The following is a 16,029-nucleotide window of genomic DNA, read 5'->3' as shown; positions in this document are numbered from 1 at the left end:
TGAGGCATTTACTCCGGTGAATCAGGCCGGACAGCATATCCGATTTGGAGCGGCCGGCCAGCGCGCGTAAGTGGGCCCTCGGTAAGCTCACTTGCGCCAATACACTAACGGTGTTGAATGAACCTGCTTTGCCAGCGCCGGGGTATTTGGATCGCGACTGCTGTCAATGACAGGGCTGCAGCCGACGGTAACCATAGGGCAGGGTTGCCCACTTGTTGAACAAGGGCTGCCCCTGAAATGGCTCCTGCCATCATGCCGAGCCACGGCACGATTTGGATGACCCAATGCGTGTTGCGGATGCCCATCGCCCAGCGTCCCAAACCTCGTCCGAAGCGTGACAGTGCCCCGGTAACATATGTTAAGCCAACCGGCAGCCCTTCGATCTGCTCGACAGAGGCGTTGATCGCTCCCATCGCCAGAATAAGCAAAAGGAACCGGAGCTCTCTTTGATCGGATAACAGGGCTGCGCATGCGAGCAGAACGGATACAAACAGCAAAACAGCTTGCGGCCTGAACCTGATCGAGACCATCACTCCCGCGGCGTTCCCTATCACGAAGGTGATCAGGCCCCCGATGAGAAGCACTCCCCGCGCGACGTCGCCCTGGATCAGGGCGACGGATGCGCGAGTCGTGTTGCCACTCATGAACGACACAAAATCCCCGAGGGACATAAGCCCTATGGCATCCGTCATGCCTGCGAGGAACGATATTGCAGCGACAAGCGCCAAACCAACAGAACTCCTCTGACGCTTAATGATGCGCCGCCGCCGCTGTACCGTCATTTGTGATGATCCAAAATGAAACCCCTCCAAGCAAAGCAAACACCGCCCGCTGTTGCAAGCTCACGATACGCTCGGCCGCGGTTAGCATTCCTGCGGGGCATTGCGCGGGATCAAGGCAACGATCCTGTTATCTTATATCTTTCACGAGATCTGTCGGAGAGCACCTTGACTAGAAGCCGAGTTTTCGAGCCGTTTTGGCAAGGAGAAGCGCTGGGCAAGCGCCTTCTCCTTGCCGTCATCGCTGTAGCCTTGCTCTCCGGCACAGTCGCCTGGCTCGCGGACCGGCCCGATCTCAGCGCCTCGTCCTGGGCTGCCGGCACCGCGGTCATCCTTGCGAGCCTCCTTACCGAGATCGCGATCAGTCTCGGAAGGAAGGAATTCGGGCTGGATCTCATCGCAGCGCTGGCGATGGGCGGCGCCCTTCTTCTCGGCGAATACCTGACCGGCAGCATCGTCGCACTGATGTACACGGGTGGACAGGCGCTCGAGGATTTTGCTCAAAGGCGCGCACGCCGAGAACTGACGGCGCTACTCAATCGGGTACCGCGCATCGCCGCTCGCTACGCGGATGGGCAGTTGCAGGAGGTTTCCGTCGAAGAGTTGAAACCTGGCGACCGGATCCTGGTGCGCCGTGGCGAAGTCGTGCCGGTCGATGGAAACGTGATGGATGGCGTCGCCGTTCTGGACGAGGCGGCCTTGACGGGCGAAGCCCTGCCGGTCCGCCGCCGATCCGGCGAGCCGGTGACGAGCGGCACGACGAACGCTGGCGACGCCTTCGAAATGCTCGCCGCGAATTCGGCGAGCGATAGTACCTATGCGGCAATTGTCAGGCTGGTGGAGGAGGCAAGAGCCGCGAAGGCGCCGATGGTTCGGCTTGCCGACCGCTACGCGCTGGTGTTTCTCACGATCACGCTCCTTCTCGCCGGCGGCGCCTGGGCCGAGAGTGGCGAAGCGATCCGGGCGCTCGCAGTCCTGGTCGTTGCGACACCGTGCCCTCTCATTCTCGCGGTCCCGGTGGCGATTGTCTCCGGTGTCTCCCGCTGCGCCGCCAAAGGCGTGCTCGTGAAGGGCGGCGGCGCGCTCGAGATGCTTGCGCGCGTGAAGACGGTGATCCTCGACAAAACCGGGACAATTACCGATGGCCGGGCCCGTCTTATCGAGGTCAAGTCCCGCACCGATCTCGACCCTTTGGAAGTGCTGCGTCTGGCCGCATCGCTGGATCAGGGCTCGCACCACGTCATCGCCCGCGCGCTGGTCGCAGCCGCAAGAGAGCGGGGATTGCGGCTGGCCGCACCATCTGGATCCCGTGAAGAGGCGGGCTCCGGCGTGACCGGCCGCATCGACGGCCACGAGATCGCGGTAGGCGGCTGGGATTTCGTCAGCGCCAGGATCGAGGAGACCGCCTTCTCGCGAGAGATCCGGGAGTGGATCAGGAGGGATGGCACCGTTTCGGTTCTCGCCGCCAAGGACGGAATTCTGGCGGGGGCGTTTCTGCTTGCGGACGAGGTCAGGCCGGAGGCCGGCAGCGTGCTGAGGCGATTGCGCGAGGCCGGCGTCGATCGGATCGTGCTTGCGACCGGGGATCGCACCGAGCTCGCGGAAAGCCTTCAGTCCTTCCTCGGGTTGGACAGCGTTGTCGCCGAATTGAAGCCGGAGGACAAAACTCGGATTGTGGAAGCGGAAAGATCGGCAGGACCGGTGATGATGGTGGGCGATGGCGTCAACGATGCGCCGGCTCTCGCAGCCGCCGATGTTGGGGTGGCTATGGGCGCGCGCGGGGCGGCTGCCTCCTCGGAAGCGGCGGACGTCGTGATCCTGGTGGACAGGCTCGATCGCCTCGTCAGCGCCATCAGCATCGCGCACCGGTCACGCAGCATAGCCCTCCAGAGCGTCTATATGGGCATGGGCCTGTCCGTCGCTGGCATGTTTGCGGCTGCCTTCGGCTACCTGACACCGGTTCAGGGTGCACTGCTGCAAGAAGCGATCGACGTCGTCGCCATCTTGAACGCGCTGCGCGCTCTTGGAAACCCTAAGCGCGGCTGGCGGAAAACAACACAATTACCGCACGCGGAGCTCATACAGCTCGAAGCCGAGCATCGTGCCCTGATGGACGTGGTGGACGAGCTACGCCATACGACCGAACGCATTCAGAATCTGCCGAAAACGGAAGTCCGTAAGGAGCTTGCGGACCTGGACGCCCTGCTCCGTCGACGTCTTCTGCCGCACGAGCGGCAGGACGACGAGGAACTCTATCCGAGACTGCGCAGTCGGGCGGCCACGCCGGATGCCCTTGCCGGCATGAGTAGGGCTCACATGGAGATTCAGCGTCAGGTCCACAGCCTGACCTCCCTTCGAAAGGCCCTCGGCGCGCACGGGCCGAGCCCGGCGCAGCGCTACGAGATCCAGCGGCTGCTCCACGGGCTCGAAGCGATCACCCGGCTACACTTTGCCCAGGAGCAGGAAATCTATCGCTTGCTCGAGGACGAGCAGTAGGAAAGAGCGGATCGAAATCGGCCGATCGCTGTGCATCTCATCGGTCCGTTTGAGGGACATCAAAGTCCTTCGGGCTCAACCCGACTAGGATATCCGCAAGTTTGAATTCCAAGGATGGCGGCCATGGGTCGGATCGGGTGGGAGTTATCAGCGGTCTCTATCGCTGTCGTGGTCGCAGGCGGGCTGGTTTTCCTGTCCTACAGCAATGACATCGACCGCGCGCGTTTTGCGGTCGCCAGTGGCGCGCGAGTTGCGAATACGGCCGCAGGTCCGATCGAATATGCCGAGCGAGGTGAAGGCACTCCGCTCCTGTCCATCCACGGTGCAGGTGGCGGGTGGGATCAGGGGCTGACCAACGTTGCCGATCTTGTCGGAAACGGCTTTCGCGTCATCGCTCCGTCGCGCTTCGGGTATCTGGGGACGCCGATTCCGTCCGATGCGTCGCCCGCCGCCCAAGCGGACGCCCATAGGGCGCTGCTCTCCGAGCTTCAGATCGACAAAGCCGTGGTCGTCGGTGTCTCGGCGGGCGCACGCTCGGCAATCGAACTGGCGCTTCGCCATCCGGATAGGGTGTCAGCGCTCATTCTGATTGTCCCTGGAACCTACGCGCCCGAGAGTCCAGTGATGGTCGAGGGGAGTCGTGGCAGCGCGTTTGTCTTCTGGCTGGTCAATACCGGCGCCGATTTCGCCTGGTGGGCGACCGAAAAGCTTGCTCCGTCAATTCTCATCCGCTTCCTCGGGGTGCCCCCTGAAGTTGTTGAAGCGGCCCCCGAAAACGACCGAAATCGCGTGATGGCCATTATCCGCAGCGTCGAACCGCTTTCGCGGCGCTTCCCCGGCATTAACATCGATAGTGCGCCCGATCTCCACCGGCTGCCTCTCGAGAAGATCGCCGCTCCCACCTTGGTCGTCTCGGCCCAGGATGATCTTTTCAACACGCTCCCCGCAGCCAAATTCGCGGCCGGCAGCATTCCGGGCGCGAAGTTGGTCGTCTACGACACCGGCGGGCATCTGCTCGTTGGAGATGGGGAGGACGTTAAGAAGGCGGTCAGCGATTTCCTTGCTCAGACAGGCACAATGCAACCTTCCGGGTCCCGTGGCGGGCCGTCTGTTTGGCCAAATTCGCCCGCACCGTCGTCGACGCGGTCATGAGAGAGACAGCAGATGACCAGGCGCGTCACAATTGTCCAGGGCCATCCGGACCCAGCCGGGCAGCACCTCCTGCACGCCATGGCTGACGCTTATGCCGATGCTGCCACGGCAGCGGGACACCAGGTGCGCCGCATAGAGGTGGCCAAGCTCGAGTTCCCGCTGCTGCGAACCCAGGAGGATTTCGAGACCGGGGCATTGCCACCCGGCCTGGAGCAATCGCGTGAGGATATGCGCTGGGCAGAACACTGGGTCTTTCTGTTTCCTCTTTGGCATGGAACGATGCCCGCCCTGCTCAAGGGCTTTCTCGAGCACATCTTCAGGCCGGGCTTTGCAATGGAATACAAGAAGGGCGGCTTTCCGAAGCGGCTGCTGGCCGGACGCTCCGCCCGCATAATCGTCACAATGGGAATGCCGGTGCTTCTTTATCGGTGGTATTTCGGCGCCTATGGCGTGCGCAGTTTCGAGCGTAGTATGCTGGGCTTCGCCGGAATCAAGCCTATTCGCGAGAGCTTCTATGGCCTCTCGTTTGCCGACGAGAAGGAGCGCTCTCGCTGGATCAAAGACATGCGCGACTTCGGCAGACGGGCGCGCTGACTTCAACCTCAAAGCGGGGAAACTCATTCCTGCTGGTCAGATAGAAAGGTCGCCAGTTACCCAAGGCCGTTTGAACGCGGCGGCCCCTCAGCGCATTCTCCTCTGCTAACGACCCGGTCGCTTGAGTGCAACACGAACAGATCGCCCGATCTACCTTTACGAGAGGCTCGCGATTGGAGACCGACTTTGAGCTTGATCAAGGAGTTTCTGTGCGCGCGAAGCATAATGCTTGAGTGAACACAGATTGGTGGCTCCACTCGCACGCGTGCCGGGAGGACGAAAATGCCCTTGAAGTTGGTCAGTGGAATGATGAAGGCATCGGGTGACGAGGCGCTTCTGATCATGGGAAGAGACGTCGGAGGCGACGAGATCGTTCTTGTTACGAAGGAAGCGCTGCTCGACATCGCCGATCCGCCGCTGTGCAACGAGTGCCGCCTGCAGGAATATGTCTCAGTCTTCAGCGAAATCGCGTCTCACAAATTCGATGGCAAAGAGCTCACGTCTGCTGGGTGCGTGACAGTAACTGCGACTGATGTGTCTGCTTGGAAAGCTCTTCACCCGGACGCGGCTTGAGATGTGTTGCTTGCAACCCTGGCCGGTGACACGAACGCGAGTTGCAGGTGACCCCAATAGGACCTGGCTGCAATGAAGCGAATAAGCGGTTTTCAAAGCGCTGTCACCGTTGCTCTCCTTTCGATGGTCGTCGGCGAGAGCGCCGCGGCCGATCGACTCCGCGGCCGCGGCATCGCTCAACGCTGGTGCAGCGAATGTCACGTCGTTGCACCTGGACAAATGCGCGGCTCTGATACGGTTCCGACATTCGCTCAAATTGGTAAATCGGAGCCGTTTGATGAGGCGAAACTTTCGGATTTCTTGGCTGCTCCTCACCACTCCCGCATGCCCAATCTGTCGCTGACACGTTCCGAGATTGCCGATCTCGTCGCGTACATCAAGGCGAAACGACCTTAGTTGATTCTACTCCGGCCGAGGAGAACGACGTCCGACCTGAGAACGTAGTGTGAGCGCAATGACTGAAATAAACTATCTCTGGCCCCTGGCAGGCGGCCTCCTGATCGGCCTGTCGGCAGGCCTCTACCTTCTGCTGAACGGAAGGATAGCCGGGATTTCCGGCCTCGCGGCCGCCGCAGCCGGCTTGACCCATGACGGCGACAGCAAGTTGGGACTGGGTTTCCTCGCCGGCATCATCGCAGGCGCTTGGCTGACGGCCACGCTCGTCCGCCACCCCGACATCACGCTCACGTCTTCGCCAGCACTGCTGATTGCCGCCGGACTCATCGTTGGCTATGGCACCCGGCTCGGATCGGGCTGCACGAGCGGCCACGGCGTTTGCGGGCTTGCGCGGCTTTCGCCGCGTTCGCTTGCCGCCACAGCAATCTTCATAGCCGTTGCGGGCGCGACGGTCTTCGTCACCCGCCATCTCGTTGGAGTCCAGCCATGAGGGCCCAGATGTTAGCAGCGATCGTGTGCGGGCTCATCTTCGGGGCGGGTCTGGTAATCTCCGACATGATCAATCCCGGACGTGTGCTGGCGTTCCTCGATGTCGCGGGTAACTGGGACCCGACGCTGGCCTTTGTCATGGGTGGCGCGCTGATCCCTTCTGCCGTGGCCAACATCATCCGCAGCCGCGGCTCGGCTCCCTTGCTCGACAGCCGCTTCTATGGGAGGCCGTTCTCTTCGTTGCGGCAATGCTGATCGGCATGTTGGTTTACCGCTTATCACACCGCCAGCGTCTTCCGAACTACTCGGCAAATTGAAAGTGTATTCCCTCCGCTTGGGTGAAGCGTGATGTGGAGGCACTTTGTGGATGGGTAAAGCCGGCCGCCGGAGCGAACCGCAGCAGGTGAGCTGCACAGCAAAGCGATCAGCCATTCATGCCGCTTCCAGGAAGAGGCAATAAACGACTAACGAGGCTCCAGCATCAATGTCGGTTTCCTTGCGCGAACCGGACCTCAGCCGCGGGGCCTCCGACGATCTCCATGGCGAAGTGGTCCGGTCAAGGGTACGGCGGCGTCAAGCGCGATTGTGCCGCTCTGCCACCATCGTGCCGTCGGCCACACGGTCGCTCGGATGGAGCACGACCCGGTCCCCTGGCGAGAGCCCCGACAACACTTCCACCATCCTGCTGTTTCGCTGTCCAGTGCGGACGATCGTGGCTCGGGCGCGACCGTCGCTCACCGCAAAGACAGCCCAGTCGTCCCCCCGCCGAAACAGCGCACTCACGGGTATCGCGAGGGCGTCTTCCGATTCCCAAATGGATACGTGGACGATGACCCGGAAGTCATGGCCAAGCCGAGACCAGGAGTCGGGCGGATCGACGAGATCGACAACGGTGCCGACACGCTGCTCCTCGATTCCGAGAGCCGAAACCTTCACGAAGCCGGCGGGATCGATGCGCTTCACTCGGTCGCGCAGGGCCGGTCCACCCCAGCCGTCAACGATGACCGCAGCACCGGGGTCGATCTGGACGGCCTCGCTCGAGAGGAAATCCGCGACTATCTCGAGGTCCTTCGGATCACCGAGCTCGATGAGCGGCGCGCCAGCCTGAACGACCGCTTCGTCCTCCTGGACGATCCTGAGCACACGGCCGTTCACGGGTGCGCGGATTTGGACGCAGCAGCCTTCGCCGGTGCTTACATCCGCCTCGGGCGATCCGGTGAGGCGTGCCGACGCCACCGCCTGCTCTCGCCGCCGAACGTCAAGCTGTGCCTTGGCAGTCGCGAGTTGCGCTTCAATGGTATCGAGATCGAACCTGGCCCTTTGCAAGTCACGTGCAGAAATCGTGTTGGTGCGTGCAAGCCCCTCGGCGCGCGCAAGTTCGGCACGAGCGAACCTGACTGCCGCTTCGATACGGCGGATTTCTGCCTCCGCCAAGGTGATGATAGCATTCGCGGCGACGACGGCTGCCTGCAGTTCCGCCCTGGAGCGTACATCGAGCAGGCCTGGGGTCACCGGCTGCATGATCGCCACTACCGTCTTGCCCGCAATCACTTCATCGCCGACGTGAAGGGATGTTTCGTCATGGCCGTCCGGAAGGGAGATTCTGAGAACCTTTCCGGTCACGGGCGCGGTGACCGTGTAGACATGCCGGACGCGTGTTCTTGCCTCTTCGTCGATCGTCACCGCCATCGGCGCCCTCACAGCGGCGGCCATGTCCACGGGGATCGGCCGCGGCCAGGCGAACCAGACGGCGGCAGCCGCCGCCGCCCCGACAGTGGTGAGCCATCCGGCCCGTTTCAGCCATTTCGCTTGCATGGCCTTATTCCCTGGTTTTGAGCACGGACACCAGGTCCAGCTCGTAGACGCGACGCCCGACGACAAGCGCCGAAATCAGTGCCGCGAAGAAGATGACCGCGGTCGCCAGCACATAGGTGGCATTCTCGACGACGAGGGGCGCGCGCATGAGCTCCCCGGCAAGCTGCTTGTTCATCACCAATGAAAGGCCGTAACCGATCGCCCAACCCGGCGGCTGGGCAAGCGCGACGATAGCGGCCAGTTCGAGCAGAAGAATGCGCATCGTCTCGCCCTGGCTGAAGCCGAGGACGCGCAGGGTCGCCAGCTCTCGCGCATGCTCCGAAAGCGAGATGCGGGCGCTGTTGTAGACGACGCCGAAGGCGGTCACGACGGACAACCCCGTATAGATGCCCGCCATCGTCGTCACAATGATCGCCAGGCTCTGACGGAAATTCACGAGGGACACACGCTGCAGCGCTACCCCCGCAACCGTCGGCATCCGCTTTATGGCCCCGTAGAGCAGATCAAGCTTGCCGTCGTCCACGCTGAGATGGACGCCATTCACCGTCGGGGCCTCGCGCAACAAGCGGGAAAGAGCTTGGGCATCCATCATCGCGGCAATGCCGAAATAATCCTCCACCAGGGCGGCTACGGTCAGTTGAATCGTCCGTCGCCGGCCGTCGAGCAGGTCCACTTCGACGGTGTCGCCCACGCGCGCATCGAGAAGGCGTCCCAGATAGGCGGAAATCGCCACCCCTGCCTCCGGCAGACTGACAGTGCGCAGATCAACGTCGATGATCCGGCTCAAGTCCGCTCCGGCGGGCCTGCCGGAGAGCAGCGTCCTGCGCTCGCGGCTTCCCTTTCGGATGCGGATAGGAACCTGGCGATAGGGTTCGACCGCGAGCACGCCGGGCAGTCTGCTCACGTCGAACAGGACGGCCTCGGGCCGCTTCTCCACGAAGCTGATCGTGGCATCCTGGCGATCGGCCATGAAGTAGGTCACGTCGATCAGTTCCTCCATGGCATTCCCAACGAAGAGTGAAACGACGAGAATGCCAGTCGCAAAGGCCATGCCGAGCGTCGCAAGGGCCGCCCGGATCGGCTTCCTCGAAACGTTCCTGAGCATCATCATCGTACGCGGTGAGACGACGGAGCCAAGTGCGGGCCATCCGAACAGCAAGGGCCGGAATGACGGAGGAGTCGGAGGCTGCATCGCGACTGCAGCGGCCAACGAGACGATCTCGCGAAGGGACCGAAACGCCCCGCCGATCCCAGCAGCTATGCTGAGGACCGCGGCGAGGACATAGACATCGGGATTGTCGGCGAAGACGAGGAATGGGAACCGGTAGTACTCGCCGAAAAGCCGCGTCACGTAGACGCCGAGCCAGGTCCCCGCCGCGCTACCGATCGCGATGCCGATGAAGGCAATCGCGGCGACGAATTTCAGATAGTGGGCAACGATGCTGGTATTGAAGTACCCCAACGCCTTGAGCAGCCCGATCTGCTCCCGTTCGAGTGCGACCAGTCGGCTTAGCGTCAGGTTCACGAGGAAAGCGCTGACGATGAGGAAAATCGGCGGCAGCGTGCGGCTCATGTTCCGGAGCATATCGAGGCCGTGATCGAGATAGGCATGTGACGTCTGATCTTTGCGTCCGTAGGCGGCACCGCCGCCGTAGCGATCGAGCAGGTCGTCGAGTGCGCCGATGACCTCGGTCTCAACCGCATCCGGCATCAGCTTGAGGCTGACCGAGGAGAACGCGCCATCGAGACCGTAGGCTTCGGCCAGGGCGCGCTCCCACATCCAGATCACACCGAAGCGGCGATCGTCGGGCATCCGGTCGCCCGGTCCGATCGCGTAGACGTATTCCGGCGACAATGCGATACCGACGATGGTAAGCTCACGCCTGCGGCCGTTTAGCGTGGCCGAGAACCGGTCTCCCGGCTCAAAGGCGTGAGCTTTCGCAAAGCTCTCATTGACCATCACCTCATTAAACTGACTTGGGCCAGGCAGACGGCCGGCTCGCATATAGGGCCGATTGAGCTGCGGTGGACGATCCTCCGGAAGCGATATGAAACGGCCAGTCGCCGGCTCGCGAAAGTCCGGGATGTCGAGCAGCGCGAATTCGGCGATGCGGGCCTCGACCGCGGCGACGCCCGAGATCTCGGCAATCTGAGCGACAAGCGTATTCGGAGCCCCTGTCACCTCCGCGAAGACATCAGCGAACTCGTACCGTTCGTAGTAGGCGGTGCGCGTCTCATCCAGCGACCTGAACGATCCGATCGACAGCACGAGGGATGCGACACCGCCGGCTATCACTAGGGCAATGGCGAGGACCTGACCCCAGAGCCGCCTCAGATCCCGCTGCAATTTGGTGTCGAGCGTGGCCATGCATCACCAGGTCAATGCCTCGGCGGTGAGCCGCCGCTCATTCACTTGAATTCTCGAAATCGTTCTGTCAGCAAAGAAGAGCACACGATCGGCGACCGCCTGAATGCTTGCGTTGTGGGTAATGATGAGCGTCGTGGTGCCAAGCTGGGTGTTGACGTTGATCAGCGCGTCGATCACGCGGATCCCAGTCTTGGAATCCAGTGCGCCCGCCGGTTCGTCGTAGAGCAATACCTCCGGGCGTTTGGCTATCGCCCGCGCAATGGCCACCCGCTGCTGTTCTCCCCCCGAGAGCTGTGCGGGAAAGTGGTTTCGCCGGGCATCGAGTCCAACGGGCGCCAGCGCCTCGTGAGGCTGGATGGGGTTGGGCGAAATCTCGGTGACGAGGGCGACGCTTTCGTAAACGGTCAGGAGACTGAGATCACGCAGTGCCTGCACGGCAACTTCGCCGGTCAGGCAGGTTCTCGCGAGGGACCGCGCGCGAAATATCGTCTCCGTCATTGTCTCCTCCGCGGGCGCGCGGGACGCAGGAGCGGTCGCCTTAATCCCGCATGCGCCTCAGCGGACCTCGGGTGCACCGCGGTGCGACAGACCGCGCTTGTGTGCGCCATGGCCGCCATGACCATGATGAAAAATATGCAGCAGGGGACAGGCAAGGACGAGCAGATAAGGAAGAAAGCCGAGGGCGTGCACGCGATGCTCGGAGACGAGAAGAAATCCGCCGATCAGTAGAAAACCGATCAGCACGATCCCTGTCTTGGAGCGCCAGAAGCCTGCAGGCTCCGCAACATCTCTCTCATGTTCGCCGTGCAAACCGGCGTTGGCTGCCGCCGCTGCTCATACGAATGGTCTCCCTCTTACATCATGCCCATCATCGGAGGCACGAGCAGTCTGTCAGCCTTCTGTTTCTGCGCTCCATCGAACGACTGATAGAGAGGCGCGAGAACAGCCTTCAACTTGCGCACGCTTTCGAGGCGGCTGTTCAGAATGCCTTCCCTGACTTCGATGCGCTGCAGTGGGGTCGCGGCGGCACCGCCCTGGTCGCTCATAGCGCCCGGCATCTGCATCATGCCGTCCGGCAAGCCGCCGACATTGGCGCGCAGAACCTCGGTGAAGGCGTTCCAAGACGCCTCCTGCTGAGGCGTTACCTTGAGTTCCGTCTTCAGGAACGCGATACGTCCCTCAATGTGTTCGGGGGCCATCATCTGGGCCATCGCACTCATGCCGGTCTGCCCCGCAGATGCTTGGCCGCCCATCATGCCCATGGGGTCTTGTCCGCCGGCCATCATCCGCATCATGCCGGCCATCATGTCACCGCACATCATGCCGCCTGGCATCCCGGCGACCGGATTTGCGGCGGGAACCGCCGGCTGCACAGCTTCTTCGCTGATCTGCCCGGCTGTGGCCTCGGGATGGTGCGCGTCTTTTGCAAAGCCTGGCGTGCCAAGCATAAGCATTGTGCTCGCCAGCAGGATCGTCCGCAGTGTCGCCATTTCGCCTCTCCTAACCTTCGGTAAAGGACTTCCTTCAAGGTACGACGTCTGGGACGATCTACATTGACGCAGATCAAGTTCTCCAAGCATCCGTCACTGCGCGTCAGCGGCGGATGCCAACCATCGCCAGCTCCGTATCTCCGGCAAGTCCTCGCCATTGTCGCGGATGTAGGCATCATGTTCCGCGAGCTTGCTTTCGACGAAACGGGCGAAGCCTTCTCGCGCCGCTGCGAGCGACGGCACGCGCTCGACCACCGCCTCGGCGAGATGGAAACGATCAAGCCTATTGAGAACGGCCATGTCGAACGGGGTCGTAGTCGTGCCTTCCTCCTGGTAGCCATGGACATGGAAGTTGGCGTGGTTGGCGCGGCGATAGGTCAACCGGTGAATGAGCGCGGGATAGCCGTGATAGGCGAAGATCACCGGCTTGTCGGTCGTGAACATCCGATCGAATGCATCGTCCGCAATGCCGTGAGGATGCTGGCTGGGCGCCTGCAGCGCCATCAGGTCGACGACGTTGACGACGCGCAGCCGCAGCGAAGGAAATGTTTCGCGCAGGATCATCACGGCCGCAAGCGCCTCCATGGTCGGCACATCGCCGGCGCAGGCGACCACCGCATCGGGGTCGTGTTCGTCATTGGACGCCCACTCCCACACGCCAAGGCCGGTCCGGCAATGCGCGACGGCCGCGTCGATGTCCATCCACTGCAACTGCGGCTGTTTGCCTGCGACGATCACGTTGACGTAGTCGCGGCTCCTCACGCAGTGATCGACCACCGAGAGAAGCGAGTTCGCATCCGGCGGCAGATAGATGCGGATGATGTCGGCCTTCTTGTTGGCCACATGATCGATGAAACCGGGATCCTGATGCGAAAAGCCATTGTGGTCCTGCCGCCAGACATGCGAGGTCAGCAGGTAGGTGAGCGACGCGATCGGCCTTCGCCAGGGAATCTCGCGGCAGACCTTCAGCCATTTTGCGTGCTGGTTGAACATCGAGTCGACGATATGGATGAAGGCTTCGTAGCAGGAGAAGAAGCCGTGCCGACCTGTCAGCAGATAGCCCTCCAGCCAGCCTTGGCAGAGATGTTCGCTCAGCACCTCCATGACACGGCCGTCGGGCGATAACTGCGTGTCGCTCTCGAGGATCTCGCCCATGAAGGCGCGATCTGTCGCCTCGAAGACGGACGACAGCCGGTTCGATTCGGTTTCGTCGGGCCCGAAGATGCGGAAGTTCCGGTCTTCCGCGTTGAGTTTCAGAACGTCGCGGAGGTAATGGCCGGCGACGCGGGTCGACTCCGCGGTCTGGGTGCCCGGAATGTCGATCTCCACCGCGTATCGACGGAAATCCGGCAGATCGAGGTCTTTGAGGAGAAGGCCGCCATTGGCGTTCGGATTGCCTCCCATGCGGCGTTCGCCCTTTGGCGCGAGGTCCTTTAGGTCGGGACGAAGCCTGCCATCCTCATTGAACAGTTCTGAGGGCCGATAGCTCTTCAGCCACCCTTCGAGGATGTCGAGATGTTCCGGCACGTCCGCGAGCTTTGCGAGCGGCACCTGATGCGAACGCCAGGAACCTTCGGTCTTGTTGCCGTCGACCTCGCGCGGCCCGGTCCAGCCCTTCGGCGATCGGAAGATGATCATGGGCCAGGCAGGGCGGTCGGAAAATCCGGCGCTGCGGGCTTGCCGCTGGATCTCGGCAATCTTTCCGTGGGCCTTGTCGAGCGCTGCCGCCATAAGCTGGTGCATCTGTCGCGGATCCGCGCCCTCGACGAACAGCGGTTTGTAGCCGTAGCCCCTGAACAGCGCCTCCAGTTCCTCATGGCTGATGCGGGCGAGAACGGTTGGATTGGCGATCTTGTAGCCGTTGAGATGCAGGATCGGGAGAACGGCTCCATCTCGTGCCGGGTTGAGGAATTTGTTCGAGTGCCAGCTCGTCGCGAGCGCTCCCGTCTCTGCCTCTCCGTCGCCGACGACGCAGGCAGCGATCAGGTCAGGATTGTCGAAGACCGCGCCGTAAGCATGCATAAGGCAGTAGCCGAGCTCGCCGCCTTCGTTGATCGAACCCGGCACCTCGGCCGCCACATGGCTCGGAATACCTCCCGGATAGGAGAATTGCGTGAAGAGCTTCCTAAGACCGGCCTCGTCCTCCCCAACGTCCGGATAGAGCTCGGAGTAGGTTCCCTCGAGATAGGTGTTCGCCACAAGGGCAGGGCCTCCGTGCCCCGGCCCGGTGACATAGATCATGTTGAGGTCATGCACCTGAATCAGCCGATTGAGGTGGACATAGAGGAAATTCAAGCCCGGTGTGGTCCCCCAGTGGCCGAGCAGGCGCGGCTTCACATGCGCAAGCGTGAGCTTCTGCTTCAGAAGCGGGTTGGCGCGAAGATAGATCTGGCCGACCGAAAGATAGTTTGCGGCGCGCCAATAGGCGTCGATCCGGTCCAGAAGGTCGGGCGAAAGGCTATCGGTCATCGGGAGAGCTCCTGGCTTGGGGTTTCGGTGACGGCGCCTGCAAAGATGATCGGTTCATCTGCCGCGGTCACTCGGACCTCGATCATCCTGAGTGGCGGCTCGCCCAGTATAAATCTTCGGATGACAAGCGGACGGATGACCTGCCGGGCGACGCAATTGCCATTTACTGTGGTGGGCAGTACCGGCTAAAACCACACCCGCAGCATCGTCGATTAGGCGCTCAGGTAGCGATAATACGCAACTTGTTCCTGACGCCCCCCGCACCGCTGATCGTCTGGGCAGCCACTCGGGCCGCCTCGCGTTCCGCTTCGCTTTCGACCTGCCCCCACAAGCTGACGGTTCCATTCTCGACAGTCACCTCGACTGCCCCTCCGTCGAGCCCGAGATCGGAACAAAGCCGCGCCAGGACGGCACGCCGCATCGCCTCGTCACCTCCGGCTATCGCATCAGGCACGGCGGCAGCGATCGCCCGAAGAATGTCGCTTCGGCTTATGATGCCGACCATCTCTTCAGCTCGCATGACTGGAATCCGCTTGATCTGGTTGGCAGCCATTATCGCGCCGATGCGGCCGAGAGGCGCGTCTTCATCAACCGTGACGACACGCTGGGTCATCACGTCACCGACGCGCCAGCTATGTGTCTTGGTGAAGGCCTCCGGTTCGGCTTTGTCTCGGATGGCGCTCGGCCATGCTGCCGATCCCAGCTCTGCACGCCGCAACAAATCGCCCTCCGACAAAATGCCAACCAACTTGCGGTCGTCGTCGCATACAGGCAGTCCGCTTATTCGATTTTCGAGCATAGTAAGTGCAGCATGGCTTATACTGTGCTCGGGACTTACCGAAAGCACCTTCTTGGTCATGATGTCTTTGGCCAGCATCGCATCAAACTCCCATGTCGCCTCGCAGCATACGCCTTCCGGCGCAGCGGGCGATTGATCCCGATCAAAGAATTGGCGGCCGTAATGATAAGATCAGCACCGTGCAGCGTTGTCCCGGCGCACCCCTCCTGACGAGGCATTATCAAACATAATTCGCCGCTGCGGGTTTGATCTCGCTCAATGACCGATCCGCTCAGATGGAGAGAATCCAATCATGACTCGATCGCGCCCAGCCGTCCGTATAGGCAGCTTCACGCGCCTTTCGAAAACGGATGCCGCGGGGCGGAAATAACAGAGGCGACGCCGCCAAAGCCGGATCTTTGAGGAGAACGGCCATGTTGCATTCGAGAGGTTGCAGGTCCGAAGCGACCGCAGTTGTTCTGGCGCGCGACTATCGGTCGGTATGGCGGCAATGCCTGCTGACGCTCCTCGCCATCGCCTTCATGACCGCGGTCACGACATCTTACGCCTCGGCAGCGTCCGAAGATGAGAACATCAGCATACGAGATGAGGCACGGGCAACCGTTTGAT

Annotated in this window: 14 protein-coding genes and 2 pseudogenes; 8 read left to right on the top strand and 8 right to left on the bottom strand. The window is 61.9% G+C overall.

What is annotated here, in order from left to right; genetic code table 11:
- Window positions 1-104 precede the first annotated feature (104 nt).
- Window positions 105-782 carry a YoaK family protein gene (locus AU381_RS24570; protein ID WP_014857934.1) on the bottom strand — a complete coding sequence of 226 codons (678 nt, stop codon included), beginning with the start codon at window positions 780-782 and terminating at the stop codon, window positions 105-107.
- A gap of 165 nt (window positions 783-947) precedes the next feature.
- Here AU381_RS24570 and AU381_RS24565 point away from each other — a divergent pair, with 165 nt between their 5' ends.
- The 7 genes and pseudogenes from AU381_RS24565 to AU381_RS24540 all read left to right on the top strand — a co-directional run bounded on the left by AU381_RS24565 (window position 948) and on the right by AU381_RS24540 (window position 6,796).
- Window positions 948-3,275, top strand: coding sequence for a heavy metal translocating P-type ATPase (locus AU381_RS24565; protein WP_174552540.1), 2,328 nt, complete (start codon window positions 948-950; stop codon window positions 3,273-3,275).
- A gap of 114 nt (window positions 3,276-3,389) precedes the next feature.
- Entirely contained in the window at window positions 3,390-4,427 is a 1,038-nt protein-coding gene (locus tag AU381_RS24560) for an alpha/beta fold hydrolase (protein ID WP_086018071.1), read from the top strand.
- Window positions 4,428-4,439: 12 nt separating this feature from the next.
- Window positions 4,440-5,021: an NAD(P)H-dependent oxidoreductase gene (locus tag AU381_RS24555; RefSeq protein ID WP_014857937.1), complete on the top strand. Its 582-nt coding sequence runs from the start codon at window positions 4,440-4,442 to the stop codon at window positions 5,019-5,021.
- A gap of 282 nt (window positions 5,022-5,303) precedes the next feature.
- On the top strand, window positions 5,304-5,594 hold the full coding sequence (locus tag AU381_RS24550; RefSeq protein WP_015633543.1) for a hypothetical protein: 291 nt from the start codon (window positions 5,304-5,306) through the stop codon (window positions 5,592-5,594).
- A gap of 72 nt (window positions 5,595-5,666) precedes the next feature.
- Entirely contained in the window at window positions 5,667-5,990 is a 324-nt protein-coding gene (locus AU381_RS29060; RefSeq protein ID WP_014857939.1) for a c-type cytochrome, read from the top strand.
- 58 nt (window positions 5,991-6,048) lie between these two features.
- Window positions 6,049-6,480 carry a YeeE/YedE family protein gene (locus tag AU381_RS24545; RefSeq protein ID WP_014764615.1) on the top strand — a complete coding sequence of 144 codons (432 nt, stop codon included), beginning with the start codon at window positions 6,049-6,051 and terminating at the stop codon, window positions 6,478-6,480.
- Window positions 6,477-6,796 (top strand): annotated as a pseudogene (locus AU381_RS24540) (DUF6691 family protein). The gene AU381_RS24545 and the pseudogene AU381_RS24540 overlap by 4 nt, the downstream one beginning before the upstream one ends.
- 256 nt (window positions 6,797-7,052) lie before the next feature.
- Here AU381_RS24540 and AU381_RS24535 read toward each other — a convergent pair.
- The 7 genes and pseudogenes from AU381_RS24535 to AU381_RS24505 all read right to left on the bottom strand — a co-directional run bounded on the left by AU381_RS24535 (window position 7,053) and on the right by AU381_RS24505 (window position 15,498).
- Window positions 7,053-8,294: an efflux RND transporter periplasmic adaptor subunit gene (locus tag AU381_RS24535; RefSeq protein ID WP_014857941.1), complete on the bottom strand. Its 1,242-nt coding sequence runs from the start codon at window positions 8,292-8,294 to the stop codon at window positions 7,053-7,055.
- 4 nt (window positions 8,295-8,298) lie between these two features.
- On the bottom strand, window positions 8,299-10,662 hold the full coding sequence (locus AU381_RS24530; RefSeq protein ID WP_014857942.1) for an ABC transporter permease: 2,364 nt from the start codon (window positions 10,660-10,662) through the stop codon (window positions 8,299-8,301).
- 3 nt (window positions 10,663-10,665) lie between these two features.
- Window positions 10,666-11,070 (bottom strand): annotated as a pseudogene (locus tag AU381_RS24525) (ATP-binding cassette domain-containing protein); the annotation flags it as partial.
- A gap of 147 nt (window positions 11,071-11,217) precedes the next feature.
- On the bottom strand, window positions 11,218-11,406 hold the full coding sequence (locus AU381_RS24520) for a DUF2933 domain-containing protein (RefSeq protein ID WP_369983760.1): 189 nt from the start codon (window positions 11,404-11,406) through the stop codon (window positions 11,218-11,220).
- Window positions 11,407-11,516: 110 nt separating this feature from the next.
- Window positions 11,517-12,152 carry a Spy/CpxP family protein refolding chaperone gene (locus AU381_RS24515; RefSeq protein WP_014857945.1) on the bottom strand — a complete coding sequence of 212 codons (636 nt, stop codon included), beginning with the start codon at window positions 12,150-12,152 and terminating at the stop codon, window positions 11,517-11,519.
- Window positions 12,153-12,245: 93 nt separating this feature from the next.
- Complete coding sequence (locus tag AU381_RS24510) at window positions 12,246-14,621, bottom strand: phosphoketolase family protein (protein WP_014857946.1); 2,376 nt, start codon at window positions 14,619-14,621, stop codon at window positions 12,246-12,248.
- Between the two features lie 220 nt (window positions 14,622-14,841).
- Window positions 14,842-15,498 (bottom strand): CBS domain-containing protein, encoded by a 657-nt coding sequence (locus tag AU381_RS24505; RefSeq protein ID WP_014857948.1) that lies wholly within the window; start codon window positions 15,496-15,498, stop codon window positions 14,842-14,844.
- Between the two features lie 335 nt (window positions 15,499-15,833).
- Between AU381_RS24505 and AU381_RS24500 the strand changes: the two genes are divergently transcribed.
- Window positions 15,834-16,028: a hypothetical protein gene (locus AU381_RS24500; protein WP_014857951.1), complete on the top strand. Its 195-nt coding sequence runs from the start codon at window positions 15,834-15,836 to the stop codon at window positions 16,026-16,028.
- Window position 16,029 lies beyond the last annotated feature (1 nt).

The sequence above is a fragment of the Sinorhizobium glycinis genome, assembly GCF_001651865.1.
Taxonomy (GTDB): Bacteria; Pseudomonadota; Alphaproteobacteria; order Rhizobiales; family Rhizobiaceae; genus Sinorhizobium; species Sinorhizobium glycinis.
This window is presented reverse-complemented; position numbering and strand designations above follow the sequence as displayed.

Coding starts and splice junctions, on each gene's coding strand:
- AU381_RS24570 (WP_014857934.1), bottom strand. CDS start 782: ATGACGGTACAGCGGCGGCGGCGCATCATTAAGCGTCAGAGGAGTTCT.
- AU381_RS24560 (WP_086018071.1), top strand. CDS start 3,390: ATGGCGGCCATGGGTCGGATCGGGTGGGAGTTATCAGCGGTCTCTATC.
- AU381_RS24555 (WP_014857937.1), top strand. CDS start 4,440: ATGACCAGGCGCGTCACAATTGTCCAGGGCCATCCGGACCCAGCCGGG.
- AU381_RS24550 (WP_015633543.1), top strand. CDS start 5,304: ATGCCCTTGAAGTTGGTCAGTGGAATGATGAAGGCATCGGGTGACGAG.
- AU381_RS29060 (WP_014857939.1), top strand. CDS start 5,667: ATGAAGCGAATAAGCGGTTTTCAAAGCGCTGTCACCGTTGCTCTCCTT.
- AU381_RS24545 (WP_014764615.1), top strand. CDS start 6,049: ATGACTGAAATAAACTATCTCTGGCCCCTGGCAGGCGGCCTCCTGATC.
- AU381_RS24535 (WP_014857941.1), bottom strand. CDS start 8,294: ATGCAAGCGAAATGGCTGAAACGGGCCGGATGGCTCACCACTGTCGGG.
- AU381_RS24530 (WP_014857942.1), bottom strand. CDS start 10,662: ATGGCCACGCTCGACACCAAATTGCAGCGGGATCTGAGGCGGCTCTGG.
- AU381_RS24515 (WP_014857945.1), bottom strand. CDS start 12,152: ATGGCGACACTGCGGACGATCCTGCTGGCGAGCACAATGCTTATGCTT.
- AU381_RS24510 (WP_014857946.1), bottom strand. CDS start 14,621: ATGACCGATAGCCTTTCGCCCGACCTTCTGGACCGGATCGACGCCTAT.
- AU381_RS24505 (WP_014857948.1), bottom strand. CDS start 15,498: ATGCTGGCCAAAGACATCATGACCAAGAAGGTGCTTTCGGTAAGTCCC.
- AU381_RS24500 (WP_014857951.1), top strand. CDS start 15,834: ATGTTGCATTCGAGAGGTTGCAGGTCCGAAGCGACCGCAGTTGTTCTG.